23 protein-coding genes and 1 tRNA gene are annotated in these 23,732 nt (G+C 44.3%); 23 read left to right on the top strand and 1 reads right to left on the bottom strand.

What is annotated here, in order from left to right:
- Window positions 1-213: 213 nt before the first annotated feature.
- The 9 genes from ACFPZG_RS16875 (at window position 214) to ACFPZG_RS16835 (ending at window position 6,564) form a co-directional block, all read left to right on the top strand.
- A complete protein-coding gene (locus ACFPZG_RS16875) occupies window positions 214-1,806 on the top strand; it encodes a putative polysaccharide biosynthesis protein (protein WP_283733372.1) in 1,593 nt (530 codons plus the stop codon).
- A 4-nt stretch (window positions 1,807-1,810) separates the two neighbouring features.
- On the top strand, window positions 1,811-3,268 hold the full coding sequence (gene yabN, locus ACFPZG_RS16870; protein ID WP_317941336.1) for a bifunctional methyltransferase/pyrophosphohydrolase YabN: 1,458 nt from the start codon (window positions 1,811-1,813) through the stop codon (window positions 3,266-3,268).
- On the top strand, window positions 3,265-3,555 hold the full coding sequence (locus tag ACFPZG_RS16865; protein ID WP_283733371.1) for an RNA-binding S4 domain-containing protein: 291 nt from the start codon (window positions 3,265-3,267) through the stop codon (window positions 3,553-3,555). Before yabN ends, ACFPZG_RS16865 begins: the two co-directional genes overlap by 4 nt.
- Window positions 3,556-3,936: 381 nt before the next feature.
- On the top strand, window positions 3,937-4,233 hold the full coding sequence (gene yabP, locus ACFPZG_RS16860) for a sporulation protein YabP (RefSeq protein ID WP_283733370.1): 297 nt from the start codon (window positions 3,937-3,939) through the stop codon (window positions 4,231-4,233).
- Window positions 4,230-4,697, top strand: coding sequence for a spore cortex biosynthesis protein YabQ (gene yabQ / locus ACFPZG_RS16855; RefSeq protein WP_283733369.1), 468 nt, complete (start codon window positions 4,230-4,232; stop codon window positions 4,695-4,697). Before yabP ends, yabQ begins: the two co-directional genes overlap by 4 nt.
- A 54-nt stretch (window positions 4,698-4,751) precedes the next feature.
- Window positions 4,752-5,168 (top strand): FtsB family cell division protein, encoded by a 417-nt coding sequence (locus ACFPZG_RS16850; protein WP_283733368.1) that lies wholly within the window; start codon window positions 4,752-4,754, stop codon window positions 5,166-5,168.
- A gap of 127 nt (window positions 5,169-5,295) precedes the next feature.
- Entirely contained in the window at window positions 5,296-5,715 is a 420-nt protein-coding gene (locus ACFPZG_RS16845; protein WP_283733367.1) for a S1 domain-containing RNA-binding protein, read from the top strand.
- Window positions 5,696-5,911 (top strand): hypothetical protein, encoded by a 216-nt coding sequence (locus tag ACFPZG_RS16840; RefSeq protein WP_283733366.1) that lies wholly within the window; start codon window positions 5,696-5,698, stop codon window positions 5,909-5,911. Before ACFPZG_RS16845 ends, ACFPZG_RS16840 begins: the two co-directional genes overlap by 20 nt.
- A 176-nt stretch (window positions 5,912-6,087) precedes the next feature.
- A complete protein-coding gene (locus ACFPZG_RS16835; RefSeq protein WP_283733365.1) occupies window positions 6,088-6,564 on the top strand; it encodes a DinB family protein in 477 nt (158 codons plus the stop codon).
- 174 nt (window positions 6,565-6,738) lie between these two features.
- On the opposite strand, the gene ACFPZG_RS16830 is transcribed toward ACFPZG_RS16835, so the two are convergent.
- Window positions 6,739-6,812, bottom strand: a tRNA-Met gene (locus ACFPZG_RS16830).
- A gap of 196 nt (window positions 6,813-7,008) precedes the next feature.
- On the opposite strand from ACFPZG_RS16830, the gene ACFPZG_RS16825 reads away from it, so the two are divergent.
- From ACFPZG_RS16825 to lysS, 14 genes are all read left to right on the top strand, one after another.
- Window positions 7,009-9,417, top strand: a complete 2,409-nt coding sequence (locus ACFPZG_RS16825; protein ID WP_317941337.1) for a SpoIIE family protein phosphatase — start codon at window positions 7,009-7,011, stop codon at window positions 9,415-9,417.
- 44 nt (window positions 9,418-9,461) lie between these two features.
- Window positions 9,462-10,847 (top strand): tRNA lysidine(34) synthetase TilS, encoded by a 1,386-nt coding sequence (gene tilS / locus ACFPZG_RS16820; RefSeq protein ID WP_317941338.1) that lies wholly within the window; start codon window positions 9,462-9,464, stop codon window positions 10,845-10,847.
- Between the two features lie 28 nt (window positions 10,848-10,875).
- Window positions 10,876-11,418 carry a hypoxanthine phosphoribosyltransferase gene (gene hpt, locus ACFPZG_RS16815; protein ID WP_317941339.1) on the top strand — a complete coding sequence of 181 codons (543 nt, stop codon included), beginning with the start codon at window positions 10,876-10,878 and terminating at the stop codon, window positions 11,416-11,418.
- Window positions 11,419-11,644: 226 nt separating this feature from the next.
- Window positions 11,645-13,684: an ATP-dependent zinc metalloprotease FtsH gene (gene ftsH, locus ACFPZG_RS16810; protein ID WP_317941340.1), complete on the top strand. Its 2,040-nt coding sequence runs from the start codon at window positions 11,645-11,647 to the stop codon at window positions 13,682-13,684.
- Window positions 13,685-14,026: 342 nt separating this feature from the next.
- Entirely contained in the window at window positions 14,027-14,791 is a 765-nt protein-coding gene (locus ACFPZG_RS16805; RefSeq protein ID WP_283734548.1) for a type III pantothenate kinase, read from the top strand.
- Window positions 14,792-14,806: 15 nt separating this feature from the next.
- Window positions 14,807-15,694 (top strand): Hsp33 family molecular chaperone HslO, encoded by an 888-nt coding sequence (gene hslO, locus ACFPZG_RS16800; RefSeq protein WP_283733359.1) that lies wholly within the window; start codon window positions 14,807-14,809, stop codon window positions 15,692-15,694.
- The gene (locus ACFPZG_RS16795; protein ID WP_283733358.1) at window positions 15,672-16,595 is read left to right on the top strand and encodes a peptidylprolyl isomerase; all 924 of its coding nucleotides are present in this window, start codon (window positions 15,672-15,674) and stop codon (window positions 16,593-16,595) included. The genes hslO and ACFPZG_RS16795 overlap by 23 nt, the downstream gene beginning before the upstream one ends.
- A 175-nt stretch (window positions 16,596-16,770) precedes the next feature.
- Window positions 16,771-17,697, top strand: coding sequence for a cysteine synthase A (gene cysK / locus ACFPZG_RS16790; protein WP_283733357.1), 927 nt, complete (start codon window positions 16,771-16,773; stop codon window positions 17,695-17,697).
- 118 nt (window positions 17,698-17,815) lie between these two features.
- Entirely contained in the window at window positions 17,816-19,228 is a 1,413-nt protein-coding gene (locus ACFPZG_RS16785) for an anthranilate synthase component I family protein (protein WP_317941341.1), read from the top strand.
- A 17-nt stretch (window positions 19,229-19,245) separates the two neighbouring features.
- Entirely contained in the window at window positions 19,246-20,094 is an 849-nt protein-coding gene (gene pabC, locus ACFPZG_RS16780) for an aminodeoxychorismate lyase (protein WP_317941342.1), read from the top strand.
- 4 nt (window positions 20,095-20,098) lie between these two features.
- Window positions 20,099-20,947 (top strand): dihydropteroate synthase, encoded by an 849-nt coding sequence (folP, locus tag ACFPZG_RS16775; protein ID WP_381428124.1) that lies wholly within the window; start codon window positions 20,099-20,101, stop codon window positions 20,945-20,947.
- 21 nt (window positions 20,948-20,968) lie between these two features.
- Complete coding sequence (gene folB / locus ACFPZG_RS16770; RefSeq protein ID WP_283733356.1) at window positions 20,969-21,337, top strand: dihydroneopterin aldolase; 369 nt, start codon at window positions 20,969-20,971, stop codon at window positions 21,335-21,337.
- The gene (folK, locus tag ACFPZG_RS16765) at window positions 21,334-21,822 is read left to right on the top strand and encodes a 2-amino-4-hydroxy-6-hydroxymethyldihydropteridine diphosphokinase (protein WP_283733355.1); all 489 of its coding nucleotides are present in this window, start codon (window positions 21,334-21,336) and stop codon (window positions 21,820-21,822) included. Before folB ends, folK begins: the two co-directional genes overlap by 4 nt.
- 107 nt (window positions 21,823-21,929) lie before the next feature.
- Window positions 21,930-23,420: a lysine--tRNA ligase gene (lysS, locus tag ACFPZG_RS16760; RefSeq protein WP_283734546.1), complete on the top strand. Its 1,491-nt coding sequence runs from the start codon at window positions 21,930-21,932 to the stop codon at window positions 23,418-23,420.
- The last annotated feature ends 312 nt before the right edge of the window (window positions 23,421-23,732 follow it).

Raw genomic sequence — 23,732 nt, 5'->3', positions numbered from 1 at the left:
AAAAGTTGCAAAAACGCATAATTATTTTTTATGCGTAATTTTGGGGATTTATGCGCGATTCGTATGAGGTTATGAGTAATTTATAAGATTTATGCGTTTTCGGACTAAAAAGCGACGGTTATTTTATGATGTGCAAGGAATTCAGTATTTGAAGTGCTTCGTTTTAGTTGATGGTATACTAAAAGTCGAATAAACATCGAAAGAGGCGCGGTTATGTCTTCAGCTGATTGGAATATGAAAACGTTCATGAAAGGTGCGTCGATTTTGACGATATCGGCGATTGTCGTCAAATTACTGGCGGCGGTGTATCGGATTCCGTTCCAGAACCTTGTGGGCGATAAAGGATTTTATATTTACCAGCAAGTTTATCCTTTCATTGGAATTTTTATAGTTTGGACTTCGTACGGGTACGCGGTGGCAGTATCGAAGCTGTTAGCGGGAAGTAGGAGTAAGGGTGAATCGAAAGCGGTTATGCGAATTGCGTTCATTTACTTGGCGGGATTGTCTTTGACGTTCTTTACGATCTTAATGGTGTTTGCACCGTTTTTCGCAAATGCGATGGGGGATTCGGAGCTTGTGACGCTGCTTCGGGCGGGGGCATATATCGTGCTTGTCATGCCGATGCTTGCAGTATTGAAAGGTTCATTCCAATCGGATGGTCGGATGACGCCGGTTGCGGTATCAAATGTCGGCGAGCAGGCGTTGCGGGTGGCGATTATCCTTATTGGTACATGGACTGTGATGCGGGCGGGCGGTTCTCTTTACAAGGCTGGCGAAATGGCTATGTGGGGGGCTGTTATAGGACAGGCGTTAGGTGTTGTCATTCTTGCCCTATTTTACAGAAATGCTTATAAAGGACCGCTTGTGCAGGTGGATACATGGCGCGTCGTTAAGGAATTAACGTTTGTTAGTTTAAGTGTCAGCGCAAGTTCACTCATTCTGCTGATGTTCCAAATGGCGGATTCATTCACCGTATACAATATTTTGCTTGCGAAAGGATATGTCGCGGACGCTGCAATGGAAATGAAGGGCGTCTATGACCGTGGGCAGCCGCTCGTGCAAATGGGGATTTTAATCGCTTCGACATTGGCGCTTGCGATTGTCCCGTTGATATCCCATCATGCAGCCAAAAAAAGCGGACGAGGGGCGGAGCCGTTTATTCAACTGACGTTCAGGACGGCTTTCCTTTTCGGCTGGGCAGCAGCGGTTGGTCTTGCACTCGTTTTGCCATATGTGAATGAAATGTTATTTGAGACGCGGGAGGGGTCTGTTGCGCTGATCATTTTCTCCTTTCAGATTTTTTGGCTGTCGCTTATTTTGCCGTTGACGGCAATCTTACAAGGGGCGGGGAAGGTGAAAGTGCCGACATTATTGCTTTTCGGAGGACTACTTGTAAAGGTCATTGCAAATCAATTGCTCATTCCGTATTTTGATGTGACTGGCGCGGCAGTCGCCGGGAATATCGGTTTTGCGGTAATTACATTCGGGCTTCTCCTTTATTTCAAAAGAGTGTGGCCCGTACGTCTGGCACCCTTCCGTTTTTACGGATGGTTATTGAGCGCAGCAGCGGCAATGATTGCGGTCATCATTCCATGGATGCTGGTCGCAGATCAATTTTTATTCGACAATGTATCGTCAAGAATCGGCGCGACGTTGACAGCATTGACGGCAGTTTTGTTGGGGGCAGGCGTTTTCCTGATTGTTGTGATGAAATCGCGTATAATGGCGGAGAAGGAATGGTATTTGTTGCCGTTCGGAAGAAGATTGGCACGCGTGCAATTATGGCTAATTAAAAATAGAAGGTGAATGGATGAATACAATTACGATTATCGGACTTGGTGCCGGTGACCTTGATCAATTAACTATAGGAACATACCGCAAGCTGAAGGCAGCGGAATACGTCATTGCAAGGACGGACCAACATCCCGCGGTTGCGGAATTGCGGTCGGAAGGCGTAGAAATTGAAAGTTTTGATGCAGTTTATGTAGAAAATGATGAGTTTGAGCGAGTATATGAGGAAATAACAGCGAAATTAATTGCTATGGCTGAAGAGAGGGCGGTCACTTATGTCGTCCCAGGGCATCCGCTTGTGGCGGAGCGCACGGTGCAATTATTGATTGAAAAAGAACGTGAAGGGATTGTGCGGCTTGAAATTGTAGGGGGCAACAGCTTCCTCGATCCGATTTTTGCGGCATTGCGAATTGATCCAATCGAAGGGTTTCAGTTGTTGGACGGCACGGATATAGCACGCGATGACGTGCAAATGACTCAGCATGTGTTGATTGGACAAGTTTATGATGCGTTTGTCGCTTCTGATGTGAAGCTATCACTCATGGAAAAGTACGCATTCGATCACCCGGTGACGATTGTGACAGCGGCGGGCTCTTCATTGGAAAAGCTCCGAACTGTACCGCTGTTTGAGTTGGACCGGGAAACGGAAATTGACAATTTGACGACGATTTACGTGCCTCCAGTCATTGAACGGGAGGGGCGTCTGAAGGAATGGTCGACATTCAGGGAGATCATTGCGGCGTTGCGCGCTCCGGACGGTTGCCCGTGGGACCGCGAACAGACACATGAATCGTTGAAGCGTTATTTAATCGAGGAAGCACATGAATTATTGGAAGCGATTGATCAAGAGGACGATGAAGGGATTATCGAGGAGTTAGGCGATGTTCTGCTTCAAGTGTTCCTGCATGCGCAAATTGGTGAAGACGATGGCTATTTTGCGATGGAAGACGTTTTGCAGTCAATTGGTGAAAAAATGATCCGTCGTCACCCGCATGTATTCGGTGATTGCAACGTGGAAAATTCAGATGAAGTTTTAAAGAATTGGCAGGAAATCAAGAAGGCAGAGAAGCCGCAAGTTGACTCGCTGTTGGATGGGCAGGCACGTCATAGCTCATCATTGCTCACTTCTTTTAATTATCAAAAAGAAGCGGCAAAAGTCGGGTTCGATTGGCCTGATATCGGTGGGGCATTCGATAAATTCGAGGAAGAATGGCAGGAATTCAAGGCCGAAGTGGAGAATGGTACGAAGGAGAGCCAGACGGATGAGTTGGGGGATGTCTTGTTTACAATCGTCAACTTATCAAGGTTCTTGAAGCTGTCTCCAGAGGAAGCGATGGCGCATGCGAATGAGAAATTCAAACGTCGCTTCTCGTTTGTCGAGCAAAGCGTGCGGGAAGGCAGGGGCGAATTCTCCGCCTATACGTTAGATGAACTGGATGGATTTTGGCAACAGGCGAAAGAGGGGGAAAAGAAATGAGACTGGATAAATTCTTGAAAGTGTCGCGGTTGATCAAAAGACGGACGCTTGCGAAGCAAGTGGCAGACCAGGGTCGTATCACGATTAATGGAAAATTGTCAAAGGCATCATCGGTTGTGAAACCGGGTGACGAGCTCGCTATCCGATTTGGACAAAAAATCGTTACGACGAAGGTCGAGATGCTGAAAGAATCGACGAAGAAGGAAGACGCGGCAATGATGTATACGATTTTGAAGGAAGAAAAGCTTGAAAAGGTGGAACCAGAGTTTATTGATGATGAGGATTGAGTGAATTAAGCAGTCGGGGTGCGTGAGAGCATTCCGGCTGTTTTTTGATTTAATGTAATGCTTGTTTAATCACGCTGGGGTCCATTCTTCGCCATTCAGGGTCCATTCTTCCGCATTAGGGTCCATTCTTCGCCATTCAAGGTCCATTCTTTCGCGTTAGGGTCCATTCTTCGCCATTCAAGGTCCATTCTTTCGCGTTAGGGTCCATTCTTCATCGTTCAAGGTCCATTCTTTCACGCCAGAGTCCATTCCTCGCCATCGCGGGAGCACATCAATAAAAAGTTTGTCCACATTCCAACATGACAGTGATTTTTCCTGTCATGTTTTTTTATTTGCCCGCATAGGATGGCAGTGAACGTACAAGCAAAGGAGGAATAGTATATGCAAATCCAGACGGATAGTCCAACATACGCAATTCCATCGGGGGATCATGTCGTCACGATGAGAAACAGAAAACGAATGGATCTTACATCTGTAAAAACGATCGACCGGTTTGACCAAGAGGAGTTTATCGTCCGGACATCTCAAGGAATTCTAGTAATTCGTGGGGAGGAGCTGCGCATCGTCCATTTGGATGTCGACAAAGGGCTTCTTACTTTGGAAGGGACGATTGGCACGATGCAATATGACGAAGAAGAGACAGGTTCACGTAATTTCCTCCATAAATTATTTGGATGAGTCTTTCCGTACAGTTTCTTAGTCTGCTTGCAATGATTGGGACGGGCATCGGTGCCGGAGTTTTCATGGATTTGATCGGAACGGGTATCGATGCAACCGGCAGACGGTCGATTATAAGGAAATATGGTGTTTTCCTTGAAGTGATCGGTTGGATCATAGTTGGCTGTGCATCGTTTTACATTCTATTTTTAGTAAGGGACGGAGCATGGAGGATGTATGATCCAGTTGCCCAGATTTGTGGCATGTTGCTTTATGCATCGATTTTCCACCGTCCTTTCAGATTTTTTGGTAGGCTTTTCAATATGTTGATTTTGAAGCCAATTGTGTTTGTCATTGTCTTAATCTATAAAGTCATTCGACAAATTTTCAGGATAATTTTCAGGGTGCTGATGTTCCTTTTGAAGCCTTTTTTCTATCTTTACGATAAAATCTATGAATCTCTCTTTAAAAACAGTGAGAAATGATGTATAATTTATTGACCTATCAAATTTCGAACTGTAATGAGGGAGAGTGCAGACATGGAGCAAAGGAAAAGGAAACCATCCGCAACCGTTGCATCGATTGAAACTGATTATGTCCGCTCGTTGCGTAAAAAGGAAATTTGGAAAAACAAGCAAAAGAAGCGGCTCCAGAAAAAACTGTTTATCTACGCTGTAATTGCGTTTGTATTATTCGGTGGTTTAACGAGTATGTATATTCAGCAAAAACAGACCTTGCAGGATAAAGAGTTGGAGAAGAAAGAAATGCTTGCACAGTTGGAACAGGTGAATGAAGAACAGGATCTTCTTAAAAAACAGCTTGTTAAACTGGATGATGAAGAATACATTGCAAAGTTAGCTCGGAAAGAGTACTTTTTATCTGATGAAAATGAAATCATCTTTTCAGTGCCTGAAAAAAAGAAGAAAAGTGATGAAAAAGATGACGGAAAAGAGTAGTCTTATTGACACTCTTTTTTTGTTGGCTATAATGAAAGTAAGGATCTTGCAAATGCAAGACTCGCCATATGGTAAAAAGGCTTCTGAAATAGGGGTCGTTTAAATCTTAAGGAGGAGCATTTTTTTTATGTCAATTGAAGTAGGCAGCAAGTTACAGGGGAAAGTTACAGGGATCACAAACTTCGGTGCGTTCGTCGAACTACCGAACGGTTCAACTGGTCTCGTCCATATCAGTGAAGTGGCGGACAATTATGTTAAGGATATTAACGACCACCTAAAAGTAGGCGACATGGTTGAAGTGAAAGTGATGAATGTCGGCACGGACGGTAAAATCGGGTTATCGATCAGAAAAGCGAAACCTGAATCTGAGCGCCCTCAACGCCCTCAACGTCCTCGTCACAGCGGTGGCCGTTCAAGCAACAACGAGCGTCCTGAGAATTTTGAGCAAAAAATGGCGAAATTCATGAAAGATAGTGAAGAACGCCTTACAACTTTGAAAAGAGCAACAGAATCTAAACGCGGTGGCCGTGGCGCAAGAAGAGGGTAACTTGCTGGCTGTTTTAATTCGTAAAAATGAAACTCATATAAGCGATCTGGCATCTATTAAGATGCCGATCGTTTTTTTTTGTGCTATTTTGCGGAAATGGGTACTTATTTTGCGGAAATGGGTACTTATTTTGGTTAAAGGAGAAGATATGTGGCGGAAAGGAGAACTCTTTTGGGTTAAAGGAGAAGTCATGTGAGGGAAAGGAGAACTCTTTTGGGTTAAAGGAGAAGTTATGTGGTGGAAAGGAGAACTTCTCGTGAGTAATTGAGAAGACTAACGAAGTGAAAAAAGAAAAACCCTTTTCATGGAGTACAAAGGATTTCAAGTCTGCTGCATCGAATAGAAGACATTAGAAAAAGGAGGAGAGTTGAAATGAGCAAATCTGAAATAATAAAAGACCTAACAAAGTACATCGATTGGATTGATTCGCTGCAAACATTGTCAGAACAACAGGCGAATGCGCCGTATCAAGAAGGGAAATGGTCGCCGAAAGAGATTCTTATGCATATGGCGGAATGGGATCGATTTACTGTCGAGGAAAGATTGCCTGAAATGCAAGAAGGCAATGTATTAAAGAATGTGCCATTTGAGCCGTTTAATAAAGAAGCCGCAAGACTTGCAAATGAAAAGACATTTGAAGAGATTAGGAACTATGCAAAGGAACAGCGCGAAAGAATACTAAAGCAACTGCAGTTAGTTGATGAAACGGATTGGATAAAAGAGTTTAAAATAGGAAATCATTCAATGTCGATAAAGCAGTATTTTGCGGATTTTGTTTGGCATGATTCGCATCATAAGGAACAAATCGAGTCGGTTCGCAAGGATGAGGAGATTTATTTGGAGTCTTAATGAAGTATTGGATTTATGCGTGAGTTCTTGAGTTTATAAGTAATTGGAGAAGTTTATGCGTGTATAGGAAAAGTTATGCGTATCTATCGCACTTTATGCGTTTTTGCAGTGATTTTTTCGTTTTTTGCTAAAAAAAGCGGTCTGTCATTAGACAGACCGCTTACTTTTCGTTTATGGCGGCAGAGGGGATCGAACCCCCGACCTTACGGGTATGAACCGTACGCTCTAGCCAGCTGAGCTACGCCGCCGTTATTTAGGTCATTCATCTGAACGACAATCATTATAATACATGCCATTGAACCATCTGTCAACCTATCGTTGAAAAATAGAATAATTCTACGGAACACGTCGAAATGTTTTTATAGGTGCTTGTCAGGAACAGACAAAATCTTCGGAACAATCTATGTATACTGAGGGGCAAGTAGACATAGGGGGAATGTGGAGATGAAGATGGTAAGCAATCTTGAAAGGCCGTTCGTGCAGCAGATTCGCCATACTCTGGAATCAGTGGGGAATCGGAAGATGTATATACTCATGGCGATTTTCTTTTTAGCGAGTACATTTTTCTTGTCGCAAGCTGTGTTATTTGATGCGGCGGTTCCGTTTTTCTTGCCTATTTGGGCATTGGCGCAGGCGCGATTCAGGAAACATCTCATTTATGTATTTATCGGGGGAATGGCTGGGGGAGCCTTTCTTGGGTTAGGACAAGCAGTGATCTACTTATTGCAATTACTGCTATTCAATGTAGTGAGCAAGCATCCACTTACTCGGAAGTCTATTCCGCTGACAGTGGCGGGAACGATTATAGTTGTTCAGGTGCTTTGGCAGTTTATCATGTACAGCGGGCAACCGCCTGTCAATGTTCAGTTGACCATCGGATTTGAGGCGATACTGGCATTGTTCATGACATTCTTCCTTTTTGTCGCCTTTCCACATAGAGAACGGATCTTTTTTGGCCAATGGTCGCCGGAGCGGCTTGGGGCTGTTTGTATCGTCGGCATTATGGCGACAACGGGAATGGGGAATTTAATGGTTGGACCGATTTCAACTTCGGGACTACTGCTTCATCTTACCATCCTACTTGCTGCATCGGCGGGGGGACTGCCGTTTTCAACGACTATTGCAATGATGATTGCCGCAATTGCGGGTGTTGCGGAATTATCGTTTACAGGCATGATGGCTGTGTATGGAATGACCGGATTTTTTGCAGGTGCGTTAAGTCGGCTCGGGAAATTGGGAATAGCGACAGGAGGTTTTGCTGTATCTGTCTTTTTCCTGTTATATGATTTGACGTTGCCGCTTGACACATCCCACTTTCTTACAATTGGCCTTGCGACGTTTCTATTTTTCTTAATCCCAACCAAGAAAGTCGAGCCAATTACCCGGATGATTACACCAGGACAACAGGATCTATCGGTGAAACGGCAAAAGTGGCTGACAAGTCGGTTGGACGATCAATTATCAGACTTTCAGCAGTTTGCAGAATTCATGTCAAACCTTGTCAATGATCGTTTTGCCTCGGATGACGCCAATGCGACACAGCCGATTCCTTCGATTTGTCAGTCGTGCTTCCGCTATTCAAAATGCTGGGAAGGGAATGGGGAAGGGATGCCTCGACTTCTATATGAATGGGAGACAACCTACTCAGCGACAAAGAAAGCAGCCCGTCACCGTGTTGAGGAACGGATCAAATATAAATGTATCCGCTCTTCGGGCCTGATAGCAGAGCTTGAAGAACAGGCTGCAAATCATCTATTAATGGGACAACTCCAACATGGAAGGAAGATGCTTGCGTTACAATTAAGAGATATGAGCAATCATTTGGAAAAGATAATGAACGATATTAAAGGGGATCTCACTGTTAATCATCTTGCGGAGGAGGAATTAGGGAAACATCTACAATCTCAAGGAATTGAGTTTTATCAGATTGACATTTTATCAGAGGAGAAGGGTGCTTACAGGATTGTCATTTCAATTCCGGAGAAACGCTCAGACTTTGAAACGGATACGACAGTGGCGGAACGTTTAATATTGCCCTTATTGGAGGAGGTTTATCAGGAACCATTTAAAGTGGAGAAAACGTCAGTGCTGCAAGATCCTTTTCCACATATTCAACTCATTTTCAGTTCGGCAGTCCGTTTTTCATTGGAATACGGGGTTGTTGCGACTGCAGGGGGCGGGACATTCCACGCAGGGGATGCTTATGAGGTTTTCCCGATTCACGACGGTCTGACCGCTGTTCTGCTATCGGACGGTATGGGACATGACATGAATGCTTATAGGGAAAGTCGAAAAGTGATCCGACTTATGAGGGAGTGTCTGGACCGGAAGATGGATCCGGAAACAGCGATGCATACTTTGCATTATATGATGTCGTTGAATGGGTTGGATGACATGTATGCGACGTTGGATTTGGCGTTGATTGATCTACAAGATGGAAGGTTGTGGTCGTGGAAGGCCGGATCGATGAGTACGTATATTAAACGAGGCCAGGATTTTCTCCGCCTTGACAGCAAGTCAGTTCCAGTTGGGTTCTTGCCGTCATTCTCAGTAGAAGCAAAAAATGAAGAATTAAAATCCGGGGATGTTATTGTTATGCTGACGGATGGTGTATTCAATGGAAAGGTTACAATTGAAAAGCAGGAGGAAGCACTTTATGGAATACTGGAAAAGTATCAGCATCTTTCCTGTGAGCCGTTAGCTGACCGTATTATGTCCGAAATGGAAAGGAAGTTTGGTGTTGTTGCGGATGATCGAACTGTTCTTGTCATGAAAGTCGATCACGTCTTGCCAAAATGGATGACTATAAAACCGGTGAACCGACCGATTTCCCGAGAAAAAGTTTTGCGCTAAAATAGATTCATGTGTCATGTGTAATTGATTGGAGGAACAAAAGAATGCAGGTGTTTCAACGAAAAATCCTCGATTTTATAGAACGCGAGAACCTATTACGTCCAGGCCAAAGGGTGCTTGTTGCCTGTTCGGGCGGAATAGATTCAGTGGCACTGTTGGTTTTTGCCGCAGAAACATTTAAAAACTTACAGGTGGATGTGGCCGGCATCCATGTCGATCATATGTTGCGAGGTGAAGAATCAGCGGAGGACGGGCGCTTCGTGAAAGGTCTATGTGAAGACTTAGGCATCCCCTTTTTCGGAGGACATGTTCCTGTTCCCGCAATCCTGAACGAAAAAGGGGGGAATGTCCAGGATATCTGTCGTTCAGGCAGGTATGCTTTCTTCAGCGAGGTGATGAAAAAGGAAGGGTATGATTGCCTAACGACTGCCCATCATGCTGAAGATCAGTTGGAGACAGTGCTGATGCAATTATCCAAGGGAAGCGTTCCTACGGGTATTTCGATAAAAAGAGAAATGGATGGAGGGACAGTGATCAGGCCATTTCTTCCCGTTATGAAGGAAGAACTGCTTGCCTATTTGAAAGAGCGGGACAAGCAGTTCAGGGAAGATCCAAGTAATGAAAGTGATGCGTATTTACGCAACAGATTGCGACATCATGTTGCACCAATTATTTTGTCTGAAAACCCTGCCGCGGCAGTCAATGCCGTTAAAATGACTGCCGATTTGCAACAGGATGAAGCACTTTTGGCTAACTTGGCAAACGAAAGATTCAATTCAATCGTGTCCTTTACGGAAGATGGGTATCCGACCTTCGATACTAATATGTTTGCTGACATGCACACTGCTTTACAAAAGCGTTTCATTCCACTACTATTGAATTATCTTTATGCTGGGGAAAGTATATCCGTTGAATATAATTCAGCATTATTAGACCAACTGCATCATCATTTGTCTGTGAGTCACGGTAATAGTACAATTGACCTTCCAAGAGGATTCCGTTTCGTTAGGGAATATGACAAGGTTTCAATTATGAAGGCAGGAAAAGACCATTTTTCCGAACGGTGCATACTACCGAAGGGTGAATGGGTAAGATGGGGCAATATGCTATTGTCTTGGGATGATGTAGACAGGGTAGACAAGGGAGCTTGTGAATATCGATATTTTGATATGCCGGACCATGATTTACCGCTCTATTTAAGAAGTAGGAAAGATGGGGATCGGATCTTGCTTCCCGGGATGGACCATGAGAAGCGTTTGTCAAGATTGTTCATTGACGAGAAGATCGGTGTGGAAAAACGTCTAAAACTGCCTATCGTCACAACTTCAAAAGACGAAATTTGCGCCATTCCTGGCGTACGGTACGGCATCCGGTTCAAAAGTAAGAGGACAGAACGGGAAAAGTACATATTTAGGTTTAAGAAATTATAAAGACTTTATGCAGAAAAGAGGGCTTTCGATGTTACAAAAGGATATCGAAGAAGTGTTAATTACAGAAGCAGAAATTCAAGAGAAAGTTGCGGAGCTTGGTGCTGTGCTTACAGCGGATTATCAAGACAAATTTCCGCTTGCTATCGGCGTTCTTAAAGGTGCATTACCTTTCATGAGCGATCTTATCAAACGTGTAGATGCATATATCGAGTTAGATTTCATGGATGTCTCTAGCTACGGAAACGCAACAGTATCCTCAGGCGAAGTGAAAATTGTCAAAGACTTGAATACAAGCGTCGAGGGACGTGATGTATTAATCATTGAGGACATAATCGATAGCGGAAAGACATTGAATTACTTAGTCGAACTTTTCAAATACCGGAAAGCGAAATCCATTAAGATTGTAACGTTACTTGATAAACCAACGGGTCGAAAAGTGGATTTGAAGGCGGATTATGTTGGCTTCTTAGTTCCGGATGCATTTGTTGTTGGTTATGGACTTGATTATGCAGAAAAATATAGAAATTTACCTTATATCGGTGTATTGAAAAAGGAAATCTACTCTTTCTGAAAGCTTTTCAACAAACCTTTATCAAGGGGCGATGGAAAGCTTTTTCCATTTGTGTCTAAAAGTTTTACATTCTATGTAACTTTGTTGCGAAGCCGGTGCATGCGCGGACAGGTACGTTTGCCTATGAAATGAGCCTTAATAAGTAAGGCATTTCCTTTGTAGGTTGAATCTGTTATATGATAAGATTTACAATAGTTTTCTGTTGAAAGAAATGAGGAGGCTTGGGATGAATCGTATACTTCGATACTTTCTACTATACGGATTGATCTTCCTTGCAATTATGGGGATTTTCAGTTCACTAAATAATCCGAATCCGAAAACAAAAGAGATTCCAACGAATGAGTTTTACGAGGCTTTGGAAAAAGGCGATATTGAATCGATTTCGGTTCAGCCAGTCGCCGGCGTTTTGACTGTCGAAGGGGTCATGAAAGGGTATGAGGAGGGTGAAAAATTCACCACGAATATCCTGGCAAACGACACGACCATCACGGAACAACTCCGTACGATTGATGCTGTCGGAAAAAAGAACAACCCGAAATTCAACGTCCAAAAAGCACCTGAAACAAGTGCTTGGGTTGCCTTCTTCACAGGCTTAGTTCCTTTCATCATTATTATCATCCTATTCTTCTTCTTGTTGAATCAAGCACAAGGTGGCGGTGGCGGCCGTGTCATGAACTTTGGTAAGAGTAAGGCGAAGCTTCATTCGGATGACCGCAAGAAAGTCCGTTTTACGGATGTTGCGGGTGCTGATGAAGAGAAGGCCGAGCTTGAAGAAGTTGTAGACTTCCTTAAGGATTCACGTAAGTTTGCTGAACTTGGGGCACGTATTCCAAAAGGTATTTTATTAGTCGGTCCTCCAGGGACGGGTAAGACACTTTTGGCGCGAGCAGTTGCTGGTGAAGCCGGCGTTCCGTTCTTCTCGATTTCCGGATCGGATTTCGTTGAGATGTTCGTCGGGGTCGGGGCATCCCGTGTTCGTGACTTGTTCGAAAATGCGAAAAAGAATGCACCATGTATCATCTTCATTGATGAAATCGACGCAGTTGGGCGTCAACGTGGCGCCGGTCTTGGTGGCGGCCATGATGAGCGTGAACAGACATTGAACCAACTATTGGTTGAGATGGATGGGTTCGATGGAAACGAAGGAATTATCATCGTTGCCGCAACAAACCGTCCGGATATTCTGGATCCAGCGCTTCTTCGTCCAGGACGTTTTGACCGTCAAATTACTGTTGGTCGTCCGGATGTCAAAGGCCGTGAAGCTGTACTTAAGGTGCATGCACGAAACAAGCCCCTTGACGACACAGTCAATATGAAGGCACTTGCTCAACGTACACCTGGATTCTCAGGTGCAGATCTTGAGAACCTATTGAATGAGGCTGCACTTGTTGCGGCAAGACGCGGTAAAACGAAGATTGACATGGCGGATATTGATGAAGCGACAGACCGTGTTATTGCAGGTCCTGCGAAAACAAGCCGTGTTATTTCCGATAAGGAAAGAAACATTGTTGCATTCCACGAGGCAGGGCACGTTGTTGTCGGCCTAATATTGGATGACGCCGAAATTGTCCATAAAGTAACAATCGTTCCTCGGGGCCAAGCGGGTGGTTATGCTGTGATGCTTCCGAAAGAGGACCGTTACTTCATGACGAAACCTGAGTTGCTTGATAAGGTTGCAGGTCTTCTTGGCGGACGTGTGGCAGAGGAGATTGTACTTGGTGAAGTGTCTACGGGAGCGCATAACGACTTCCAACGAGCGACAGGCATTGCGCGTTCTATGGTGACGGAGTACGGAATGAGCGACAAGCTTGGTCCGATGCAATTCGGCTCAGCGCAAGGCGGCAACGTATTCCTTGGCAGAGATTTCAATTCGGAGCAGAACTACTCTGAATCGATTGCTTACGAAATCGACCAAGAAATGCAAAGCATCATCAAGGGACAATACGAACGCACAAGAAAAATTCTTACGGAGAACCGTGAATTACTTGATTTGATCGCAACGACACTTCTTGAAGTTGAAACGTTGGATGCTGAGCAAATCAACCACTTGAAGGACCATGGAACTTTGCCAGATCGTCCATACGAGCAAAACGGAAATGGTAAAGTGGAAGAGAAGTCGGAAGAAGCGGACGCAGAATCGGAAAAAGATACAGTTAACCCTGATTCAACTGGCGCACCTGCAGATCCATCCATTGCAGATCTTCCGAAGGAGAACCGTGGCGGTGACACACCCCTTCCTCCGATTGATGAACAAAGAAGAGACTGATTGTAAATAAAATAATGGTCGACTGCTTTAATAGGCAGTCGACTGTTTTTATTTTTATATCTAACAGCAAAATAATAGCTCGATTATTTCCCATAAAATATCAAACATTACCAAAGTTGTATATTGATTTGGCGAGCCTCCAACACCTTTCGATGCTGGACGCCACCTTCTGCTTTTGTTTCATCCAGCTCCAGGTGGCACCATCTCGGTCGTTTCGGTCTTGAAAGAAAAGGCAAAAAGCGCCTTTTTTTCAAGGCCTCCAACGCCTGTCGATGCTGGACGCCACCCTTCGCTTTTGTTATGATGTTTTGGAAAATGACGAATGTTAGCGAGGAAAAGAAAATGATCTTAGTATTGGATACCGGTAATACGAATATCGTCCTTGGCGTCTATGATCAAGGAGAGTTGAAATATCATTGGCGTATGGAGACGTATCGACACAGAACAGAAGATGAATATGCCATGTCTGTAAAATCGCTATTTTCCCATGTAGGCTTAAATTTTGACGATATTAACGGAATTATTATCTCTTCCGTCGTTCCACCAGTAATGTTCCCGCTAGAGCAAATGTGTAAAAAGTATTTTGATATCCGCCCGTTAATTGTTGGACCGGGGGTCAAGACAGGTTTGAATATTAAATATGAAAATCCGCGTGAAGTAGGCGCAGACCGAATTGTCAATGCGGTTGCAGCTATAGAAGAACAGGACGGTCCACTCATTATCGTAGACTTCGGAACTGCGACGACGTTCTGTTATGTGAATGAAAAAAATGAATATATGGGTGGTTCTATTGCACCTGGTATCGGTATTTCAATGGAAGCGCTATTCGATCGGGCATCCAAATTGCCTCGTGTCGAGTTGGTTCGCCCGGAGCATGTTGTCGGAAAAAATACCGTATCAGCAATGCAATCCGGAATTATATTTGGTTATGTTGGGCTTGTAGAAGGTATCGTTGGTAGGATGAAAGCACAAAGTAAGGTGGAACCGACGGTCATCGCTACAGGTGGTCTTGCAGAATTGATAGCAAGTGAGACGAATGTGATTGATGTCGTAGACAATTTCCTGACATTGAAGGGGCTTCATCTAATCTACGAAAGAAATGTCTGAAAGGAGAAGAATTACATGAATGATTATTTAATAAAAGCTTTGGCTTTTGAAGGTACGATCCGTGCATATGCGGTCGATTCAACAAATGCTGTGGCAGAGGGGCAAAGACGGCACCAAGTATGGCCGACTGCAACTGCAGCTTTAGGTAGAACGATGACAGCTGGACTCATGATGGGTGCAATGCTAAAAGGAAATGACAAACTGACAGTGAAAATTGAAGGAAACGGACCGGCTGGCCCGATTGTCGTTGATGCGAACGCGCGCGGCGAAGTCAGGGGATACATCACGCATCCGCAAACGCATTTTGAGTTGAATGAAAATGGCAAATTGGATGTTCGACGCGTGGTTGGTACGGAAGGGATGTTGACTGTAGTTAAAGACCTTGGACTCCGTGACTTCTTCACAGGCCAAGTTCCGATTGTTTCCGGTGAAATTGCGGAGGACTTCACCCAATATTTTGTTGTCTCCGAGCAAGTTCCTTCTGCGGTGGCGCTTGGAGTACTTGTAAACCCGGACAATACTGTAAAAGCGGCTGGAGGTTTCATCATTCAGGTAATGCCAGGTGCAACGGAAGAAACAATTAGCCAGCTTGAGAAGAAGCTTGCGAACATTGAACCGATTTCGCGTATGATTGACCGCGGATTGACACCTGAAGAAGTTTTGAATGAAGTATTGGGTGCCGATCATGTGGAAGTCCTTGAAAAGATGGATGTGGCTTTCAAGTGCAACTGTTCGAGGGAGCGCTTTGGGAATGCGATTATTGGACTTGGCGAACAAGAAATTCGTGAAATGATTGACGAAGATGGTCAGGCTGAAGCGGAATGCCATTTCTGTCTGGAGAAGTATGTTTATTCGAAGGAAGATTTAGAAGGATTTATCGATGAAATACGGTCACAATCGTAATCCTCAAGAAACAGTCCAAAAAAGGAAATTAAAAACGAAGCCATTACTTGTTTTAATCGCTATCCTTTTTATAGGAAATGTCTTCTGGTTCGTTGGATGGCTGATACCGGATAAAAAACTGAAGCAACCTGATGAAGTGGTTGCTTCGGTCGCGGGCGATCCTATCACAAGAGAACAGTGGATGACTGCGATGGAAAAGGCAGTAGGTCGAGATGTACTTCGGGAGCTTGTGAACAACAAGGTGATGGAGACGGCCGCTGCAAAATATGGCATCGAAGTGAGTGAAAAGGAACTCGAACTTGAACTCGCATTAATCACATCCGTAGATGGTCATACATATTCTGGACTGGATCTCGAGCAAATACGGCAAAGAATACGGTCAACGGTCACTTTGGAAAAGGTTTTGTCAAATGACGTAGTCATTGACGATGCGACGGTGAAATCTTTCTATGATGAAAATGAATCCCTTTATACTATTTTAACTGCTTATCGGACATCCATCATTGTCGTTCCATCCAAAAAGGAAGCGGAACGGGCTTTAAGTGAGTTGTCGAAGGGCTCAAGCTTTGACGCGTTAGCAAAAGAGGTTTCAATGGACTTAACATCAGCTAATCTTGGTGGGGATATCGGCTACATCAATGCCGATACGGAAACAATCGACCCTGCGATTTACAAAGCTGCTTCCCAATTGAAGGAAGGCAGAGTCGGCGATGCGGTCGGTCTGAAAGACGGTACATATGCCATTGTTCAAGTGAATGAAGTGATAAACGGTAGGGAATTCACTTTTGATGAAGTGAAAGAACATATTAAACGGGAGCTAACGATTGAGCAGTTGTCGCAATTGGTTCTTCCTGAGGCGTTTTGGAAAGAATTTGATGCAAAATGGTTTTATGGTAAGTAAAAGCTAATTGTAGGCGCCTTTGTTCGAAGGAGCTTGCAGTTAGCTTTTTTGGATTAGTGGGTCTAAAACAGGGAAAGTTAGAAATAGATATTATTTATTGACGATACTCACAATAAGGTAGTATGATTAATACTATAAAACATATCAAATAAGTAGGGATTAGGAGTGGGGTTAGATGAGTAGAGTTGGTAATACAATTGCAGATCTCGTTGGGCAAACACCGCTTGTGAAAGTTAATCGTATGGCGAAGCCGGATAGTGCGGATGTTTATTTAAAACTTGAGTATTTCAATCCGGGTTCAAGTGTTAAGGATCGGATTGCGCTTGCTATGATTGAAGCCGCTGAAAAGTCAGGGGAGTTGAAAGAAGGAAGTACAATTATCGAGCCGACGAGCGGTAATACAGGCATTGGGCTTGCGATGATTGCAGCTGCAAAAGGTTACAATGCTGTTCTTGTCATGCCGGATACGATGAGCCTTGAACGTCGGAATCTATTGCGTGCTTATGGTGCTGACCTTGTCCTTACGCCTGGTGCTGAAGGGATGAAGGGCGCAATCGCCAAAGCAGAAGAACTTTCTGAGAAGAACGGTTGGTTCATGCCGCAACAATTCAATAACGAAGCAAATCCGGAAATCCACCGTCTAACAACAGGTCCTGAAATTGCTGATGCGTTAGACCGTGTGGATGCATTCATTTCAGGAATCGGAACGGGCGGCACGATTACAGGGGTAGGTAGTGTATTAAAAGAACGATTCCCCGAAGTTAAAATAATCGCTGTTGAACCGACTGATTCACCAGTGCTTTCTGGAGGGAAACCAGGGCCTCATAAAATTCAAGGTATCGGGGCAGGCTTTGTTCCTAAAGTTCTCGACACGGATATTTATGATGAAATTATCCAAGTGTCAAACGACGAAGCGTATGATACTGCAAGACGCGCTGCGCGAGAAGAAGGAATATTAGGTGGTGTTTCATCCGGCGCTGCTATATTTGCGGCACTTCAGGTAGCAGAAAAGCTTGGTAAAGGAAAGAAAGTAGTGGCAATCCTTCCGTCGAACGGTGAGCGTTATTTAAGTACTCCACTTTACCAATTTGACGAGGAATAAATATGTTATGCAAAAGGGAGAGCTAAACAGGCTCTCCTTTTTGTATTCCTTTTTTGTAGCGTAAACGAGTCTTCGCACTGTAAGATTAGATTATTATGAGTGTTGGGGGAAAACGAAAATGGATAGATTGTTTCCGGATTACAAGAAAGTGAAAATGACGAAGGAACAGTTTTTTTACGCATATAAAGAACTTGCAGAAACTACGGAAAAACACCTCTTGCTCGAAAGCGGGCGAACAGGAAAGTTAAGCATGGCTGGGGTAAATCCACTTGTAACGTTGAGAGCAACAGAGTGTCAGTTGGAATTTCAATGGCGGGATGGTGCAACGGAAGTTAGAGTAGGCGAGCCTCTTGAACTTTTAGTGGGATTTGTAGAGTCTATGAAAATGGGAAGTCTTCCTGAACTACCGGAATTCCAAGGGGGCGTCATGGGGTTTATCAGTTATGATTATGCACGGACCTACGAACCAATTCCGGCAATTGCCAAGGACGATCTTGGAACGCCGGATATCTACTTTTATTTATTCGACCGTTGGGCAGTGCTGGACTTGGAAGAGGAAACGGTCTATTTCATGACATTGCCCGGACGGGGATTGGATGTTTCTGAAATCGAACGGGAATGGTTGGAAGCCGCTGCTGTAGGAGAAGGAAAACGGATTCATGCATCGGAAGGTACTGCAACTGATGCGGGAAGACCTGAAAAAGTGGATGTTTCCGTTACAGGACCTCAGTTTGAACAGATGGTGCGCGATGTGCAACAGTATATTGCGCAAGATGAAGTGAATCAAGTAAACCTATCCGTTCGGCAATCCAATAAGCTCTCTGCGGAGCCACTATCCATGTACGAGGCATTACGTTCTTTCAATCCATCTCCGTATATGGCGATGATTGGTGCTGAGGACTTTGCCGTTGTCTCCGGTTCACCTGAATTACTGCTGAAAAAACGAGGAACCGAGTTGAGCACACGTCCAATTGGAGGGACGCGTCCGAGAGGTACTACACAATCGGAAGATGATGCATTGGAAAACGACTTGCTTTCAAATGAAAAGGAGAAAGGCGAGCATATTATGCTTGTCGAGCAAGAACTTGAAGACTTTGAACGTGTTTGCACGAAGGGTACGGTTGAAACGAACGAATTCATGGTAATTGAACGCTATTCCCATGTCATGCATCTCGTGTCAAATATTCGTGGAACTGCGTTTCCGGAATTATCCAATGCAGCGATTATTAAAGGTGTATTCCCTGGTGGCTCAATCACGGGTTCCCCGAAACTAAGGACCATGGAAATCATTGAAGAGTTAGAGCCGACAAGAAGAGGTCTCTATACTGGCTCGATCGGATGGATCGGCTTTAATGGAGATATGGAATTGAATATCGTCATTCGGACGGCGTTTATAAAGGATGGCATTGCCCATATCCAAGCGGGTGCCGGACTTGTCGCAGATTCAGTTCCCGTGGACGAATATGTTGAATCGTTGAATAAAGCGAAGGCGCTTTGGCAGGCGAAGGAAATGGCTGAAACGAATGCCTGAAAGGTAGGAGGGTCCATATGACTTGTTGGATGAATGGAGAATATATAAAAGCTGAAGAACTGCGTATCTCCCCGTTCGATCACGGTTTCTTATATGGCGCTGGTTTTTTCGAGACTTTCCGGACGTATGAGGGGCTTGTGTTTTTATACCAAGAACATATGGACAGGCTACGTGAGGCATTGGATGAATATCGAATTTTAATGCCGTACACAGACCGGGAAATTGCCGATGTCATTCACGACCTGCATGAAAAATCTGGCGGGCAAGATGGCTATTTTCGGTTGAATGTGTCTGCAGGTGTTCATGATATTGGATTAGGTCCATCCGAATACATGTCGCCAAACATCATCTTGTTCAGGAAAGAGTTGGTGGTTTCACCTCGTGGGACAGAAAAGAGAGCGGTTTGGTTGGATACTGAAAGAAATATTCCGGAAAGCCGGATTCGACATAAGTCTCATAACTTCTTGAACAATGTTCGGGGACGGCTGGAACTGCCTTCGCTAAGAGAGCAAGAGGGCTTGTTTGTTACGAGTGAGGGATTTGTAGCGGAAGGTGTTACATCAAATGTCTTTTGGATAAAGGAAAAAGAATTATTCACTCCTTCAATAGAGACGGGTATTTTACCCGGCATCACGCGGGCATTTATTTTGAAGCTTGCTTCAAGCCTCGGTATGGTTGTCCAAGAAGGATTATTTACAAAGGGGGAATTGGAGCAGGCGGATGAAGTGTTCGTTACGAATGCAGTCCAAGAGCTCGTCCCTTTGTCGATGGTCGGCGAGTCTCTTTTGCCGGGTGCTTCGGGGGTATATTATCAAAAATTGCACAATCTATATGTGCAGGCTGTAGAAAGAATGAAAGAAGGTTAAATTTGTGGAATTAACGAAAGCAAAAGATTTATATCGATTTGGGAATACGGTTCTGGACTTTAAAACGGAGACGGTTGTGATGGGCATTTTGAATGTCACTCCGGATTCCTTTTCCGATGGCGGCAAATACGGACGGATTGACGCTGCACTAAAGCACGCGGAGGAAATGGTACGGGACGGAGCGAAAATTATTGATGTTGGTGGGGAGTCAACGCGTCCCGGGCACGCACCTGTAACGCTTGAGATGGAGCTTGAACGGACGGTTCCAGTAATTGAAGCGCTTGCGCGTGAGTTGGACTGTGTCATTTCAATAGATACATATAAAGCGGACGTGGCGGAGGCCGCGCTTAATGCCGGCGCGCATATTATCAATGATGTGTGGGGGGCTAAGCGGGAACCTAAAATAGCAGAAGTAGCGGCGAAATTCAGTGCGCCAATCATTCTTATGCATAATCGCGAAGTGGCGGAATATGCAGGTCCATTCATGGATGAGGTGATTGCGGATTTAGAGGGAAGTATTGCGATTGCACGTAACGCAGGTGTGTCTGAAGGGAACATTTGGCTCGACCCCGGTATCGGGTTCGCAAAGGACACTGCACAAAACGTGTTGGCGATGCAAGGGTTGCAACGGATTTCCGATATGGGGTATCCGCTTCTATTAGCCACTTCGAGGAAGAGGATGATCGGTAATATATTGGATCTACCGGTCAATGAACGAATGGAAGGAACAGGGGCCACGGTTTGCTACGGCATCGAACACGGATGCCATATTGTGCGCGTGCATGATGTTAAACAGATTTCCCGCATGGTGAAAATGATGGACGTACTGACAAACAAAGTAGGCGTCAATTAATAGAAGAAGGTGGGACTCGGGATGGATTATATTCATTTGAATGAAATGGAGTTTTACGGCTATCATGGTGCATTAAGGGAAGAAACGGTATTAGGTCAGCGCTTTCGGGCAAATGTATCACTCGCAGTCGATTTAACGGAGGCTGGGGTGACGGATGATTTGCAGAAAACGGTCAATTATGCCGAAGTATTCGATGTTTGCCGTTCGGTCGTTGAAGGAGAACCACGTAAGTTAATCGAGTCCGTTGCGGAGGAGATTGCGAGTTCGGTAATGGGGAGATTCGCTGCTCAAGTAAAAGGAATCCGTGTAGTGTTGATCAAACCCGATCCTCCGATACGCGGTCATTACGCATCCGTATCTGTCGATATTACAAGAGGGCAATTCGTATGAACATTGCTTATCTATCAATCGGGTCAAATATCGGGGATCGGTTGCAGCATTTGACTGAGGCGGTCCGCTTACTTCATTTGCACGATGAAATTGAAGTGACTGGGATTTCCTCTGTATATGAAACGGAGCCAGTTGGATATACCAATCAGGCAAACTTCTTGAACTTGGTCGTGCGTTTGGAAACTTCGCTCAACCCTTTTGAATTATTAGGTGTATGCCAGGGAATCGAAAATGATTTGGGGCGTGTTCGGGAAATCAGATGGGGTCCTCGGACTGTAGACCTTGACATTTTGCTCTATAATAACGACAATATTGAATCAGAGAACTTGACGGTTCCTCACCCAAGAATGGATGAGCGGGCATTTGTTCTTGTGCCTCTGATGGAAATTGCACCAAATCTTGTAGGTGTGCCTATCGATGATGGCGGCGTTATTCGCTGGAGAAAAGTTGAGGGAGTCGAACATTTCCTGAATGAAGGTAAATGAACTATCCGCCATTCGAAGTGGCGGCTTTTTTTACATAATAAGAAGGAATTGTGTACAATAGGAACATGCCATCCGGCGTGAGGGATAACTATGAAGGAGTGAATGAAATGTCCCATTTGGATGAATTGAACGATCAGCTTCTGGTGAGACGCCAGAAGATGGATGAACTGCGGGAAAATGGGCTGGACCCATTTGGCGCAAGATATGAAAGAACACACCTATCCAATGAAATTCGTGAAAGCTTTGACAGCCTTTCAAAAGAAGAGTTGGAAGAAACGGTCCATGAAGTGAAAATTGCTGGACGTATCATGACGAAACGTGGAAAAGGGAAAGCAGGGTTCGCGCATATTCAAGACCTCGGCGGCCAAATCCAAATTTACGTTCGTCAAGATGCGGTGGGTGAAAAAGCTTATGAACTATTTGATAAGGCCGACTTAGGCGATATCGTAGGAATTAAAGGGAATGTATTCAAAACGAAGGTTGGAGAACTTTCAATAAAAGCAACCGAGTTCACATTCCTTACTAAAGCTCTGCGTCCTCTGCCAGATAAATTTCACGGATTGAAAGACGTCGAGCAACGCTATCGTCAAAGATATCTTGATTTGATCTCTTCTGCAGAAAGCAGAGAAACGTTCATTACGAGAAGCCGTATTATCCAATCAATGCGCCGCTATCTCGATGACCAAGGATTCCTTGAAGTTGAAACGCCGATGCTTCATTCCATCGCTGGGGGAGCGACAGCACGTCCGTTCATTACGCATCATAACGCGTTAGATATGGAGCTATATATGCGTATTGCAATCGAGCTTCACTTGAAACGCCTAATTGTAGGTGGCCTTGAAAAGGTTTATGAAATCGGTCGCGTTTTCCGTAACGAGGGAATTTCGACTCGTCATAACCCTGAATTCACAATGATTGAACTATATGAGGCGTATGCGGATTATAAAGACATCATGGAACTTACGGAGAATTTGATTGCTCATATCGCACAAGAGGTATTGGGCACAACGCAAGTGAAATACGGTGAAGACATCATTGATCTATCTCCAGGTTGGAAACGACTGCATATGGCAGACGCGGTTAAAGAATATACAGGCGTAGATTTCTGGAAAGAGATGTCCGTTGAAGAAGCTCGTGCCCATGCGAAAGAGCACGGCGTAGAGATTCAAAACATGATGGAAGTCGGTCATATCCTGAATGAATTCTTTGAACAGAAAGTGGAAGAGCAACTTGTTCAACCAACATTCATTTATGGGCACCCAGTTGAAATCTCTCCATTAGCTAAGAAGAATCCTGAAGATGGTAGGTTCACAGATCGTTTTGAGTTGTTTATCGTAAGACGTGAGCACGCGAATGCCTTTACGGAATTAAATGATCCAATCGATCAGCGTCAACGTTTCGAAGCTCAATTAGTTGAAAAGGAACAAGGTAATGACGAAGCGCATGAAATGGATGAAGATTTCGTCGAGGCATTGGAATACGGTTTACCTCCAACAGGTGGATTAGGAATCGGCGTCGATCGTCTGGTTATGCTGTTGACGAATGCACAATCAATCCGTGACATCCTTCTATTCCCTCAAATGCGTTCAAAAGAGTAAACAAATGCCGCGTGAAGACAGTTTGAATAAGCTTCGCGCGGCTTTAATTATCTGTGCTAATAAAAGAAAATTCTTTTTACGATAAAAGTGTTGCATTAAAAAAGACAAGCTGATATAGTAAATAACGTTGCGTTTCCGATAAGTGAATAACTACTTCGAAACAGCTTAAAATTTTTCTAAAATAGTTATTGACATCGAAATCACAGCGTGGTATTATATAAGAGTTGCTTCTAACGGAGCGGCAAACAAATGAACCTTGAAAACTGAACAGCAAAACGTCAACAAATAAAGTTCTGGAGCCGACCCTGTCGG

Source organism: Sporosarcina thermotolerans, from assembly GCF_042658975.1.
Taxonomy (GTDB): domain Bacteria; phylum Bacillota; class Bacilli; order Bacillales_A; family Planococcaceae; genus Sporosarcina; species Sporosarcina thermotolerans.
The sequence above is the reverse complement of the archived record's forward strand: the minus strand, read 5'-3'. Positions and strand labels throughout refer to the sequence as shown.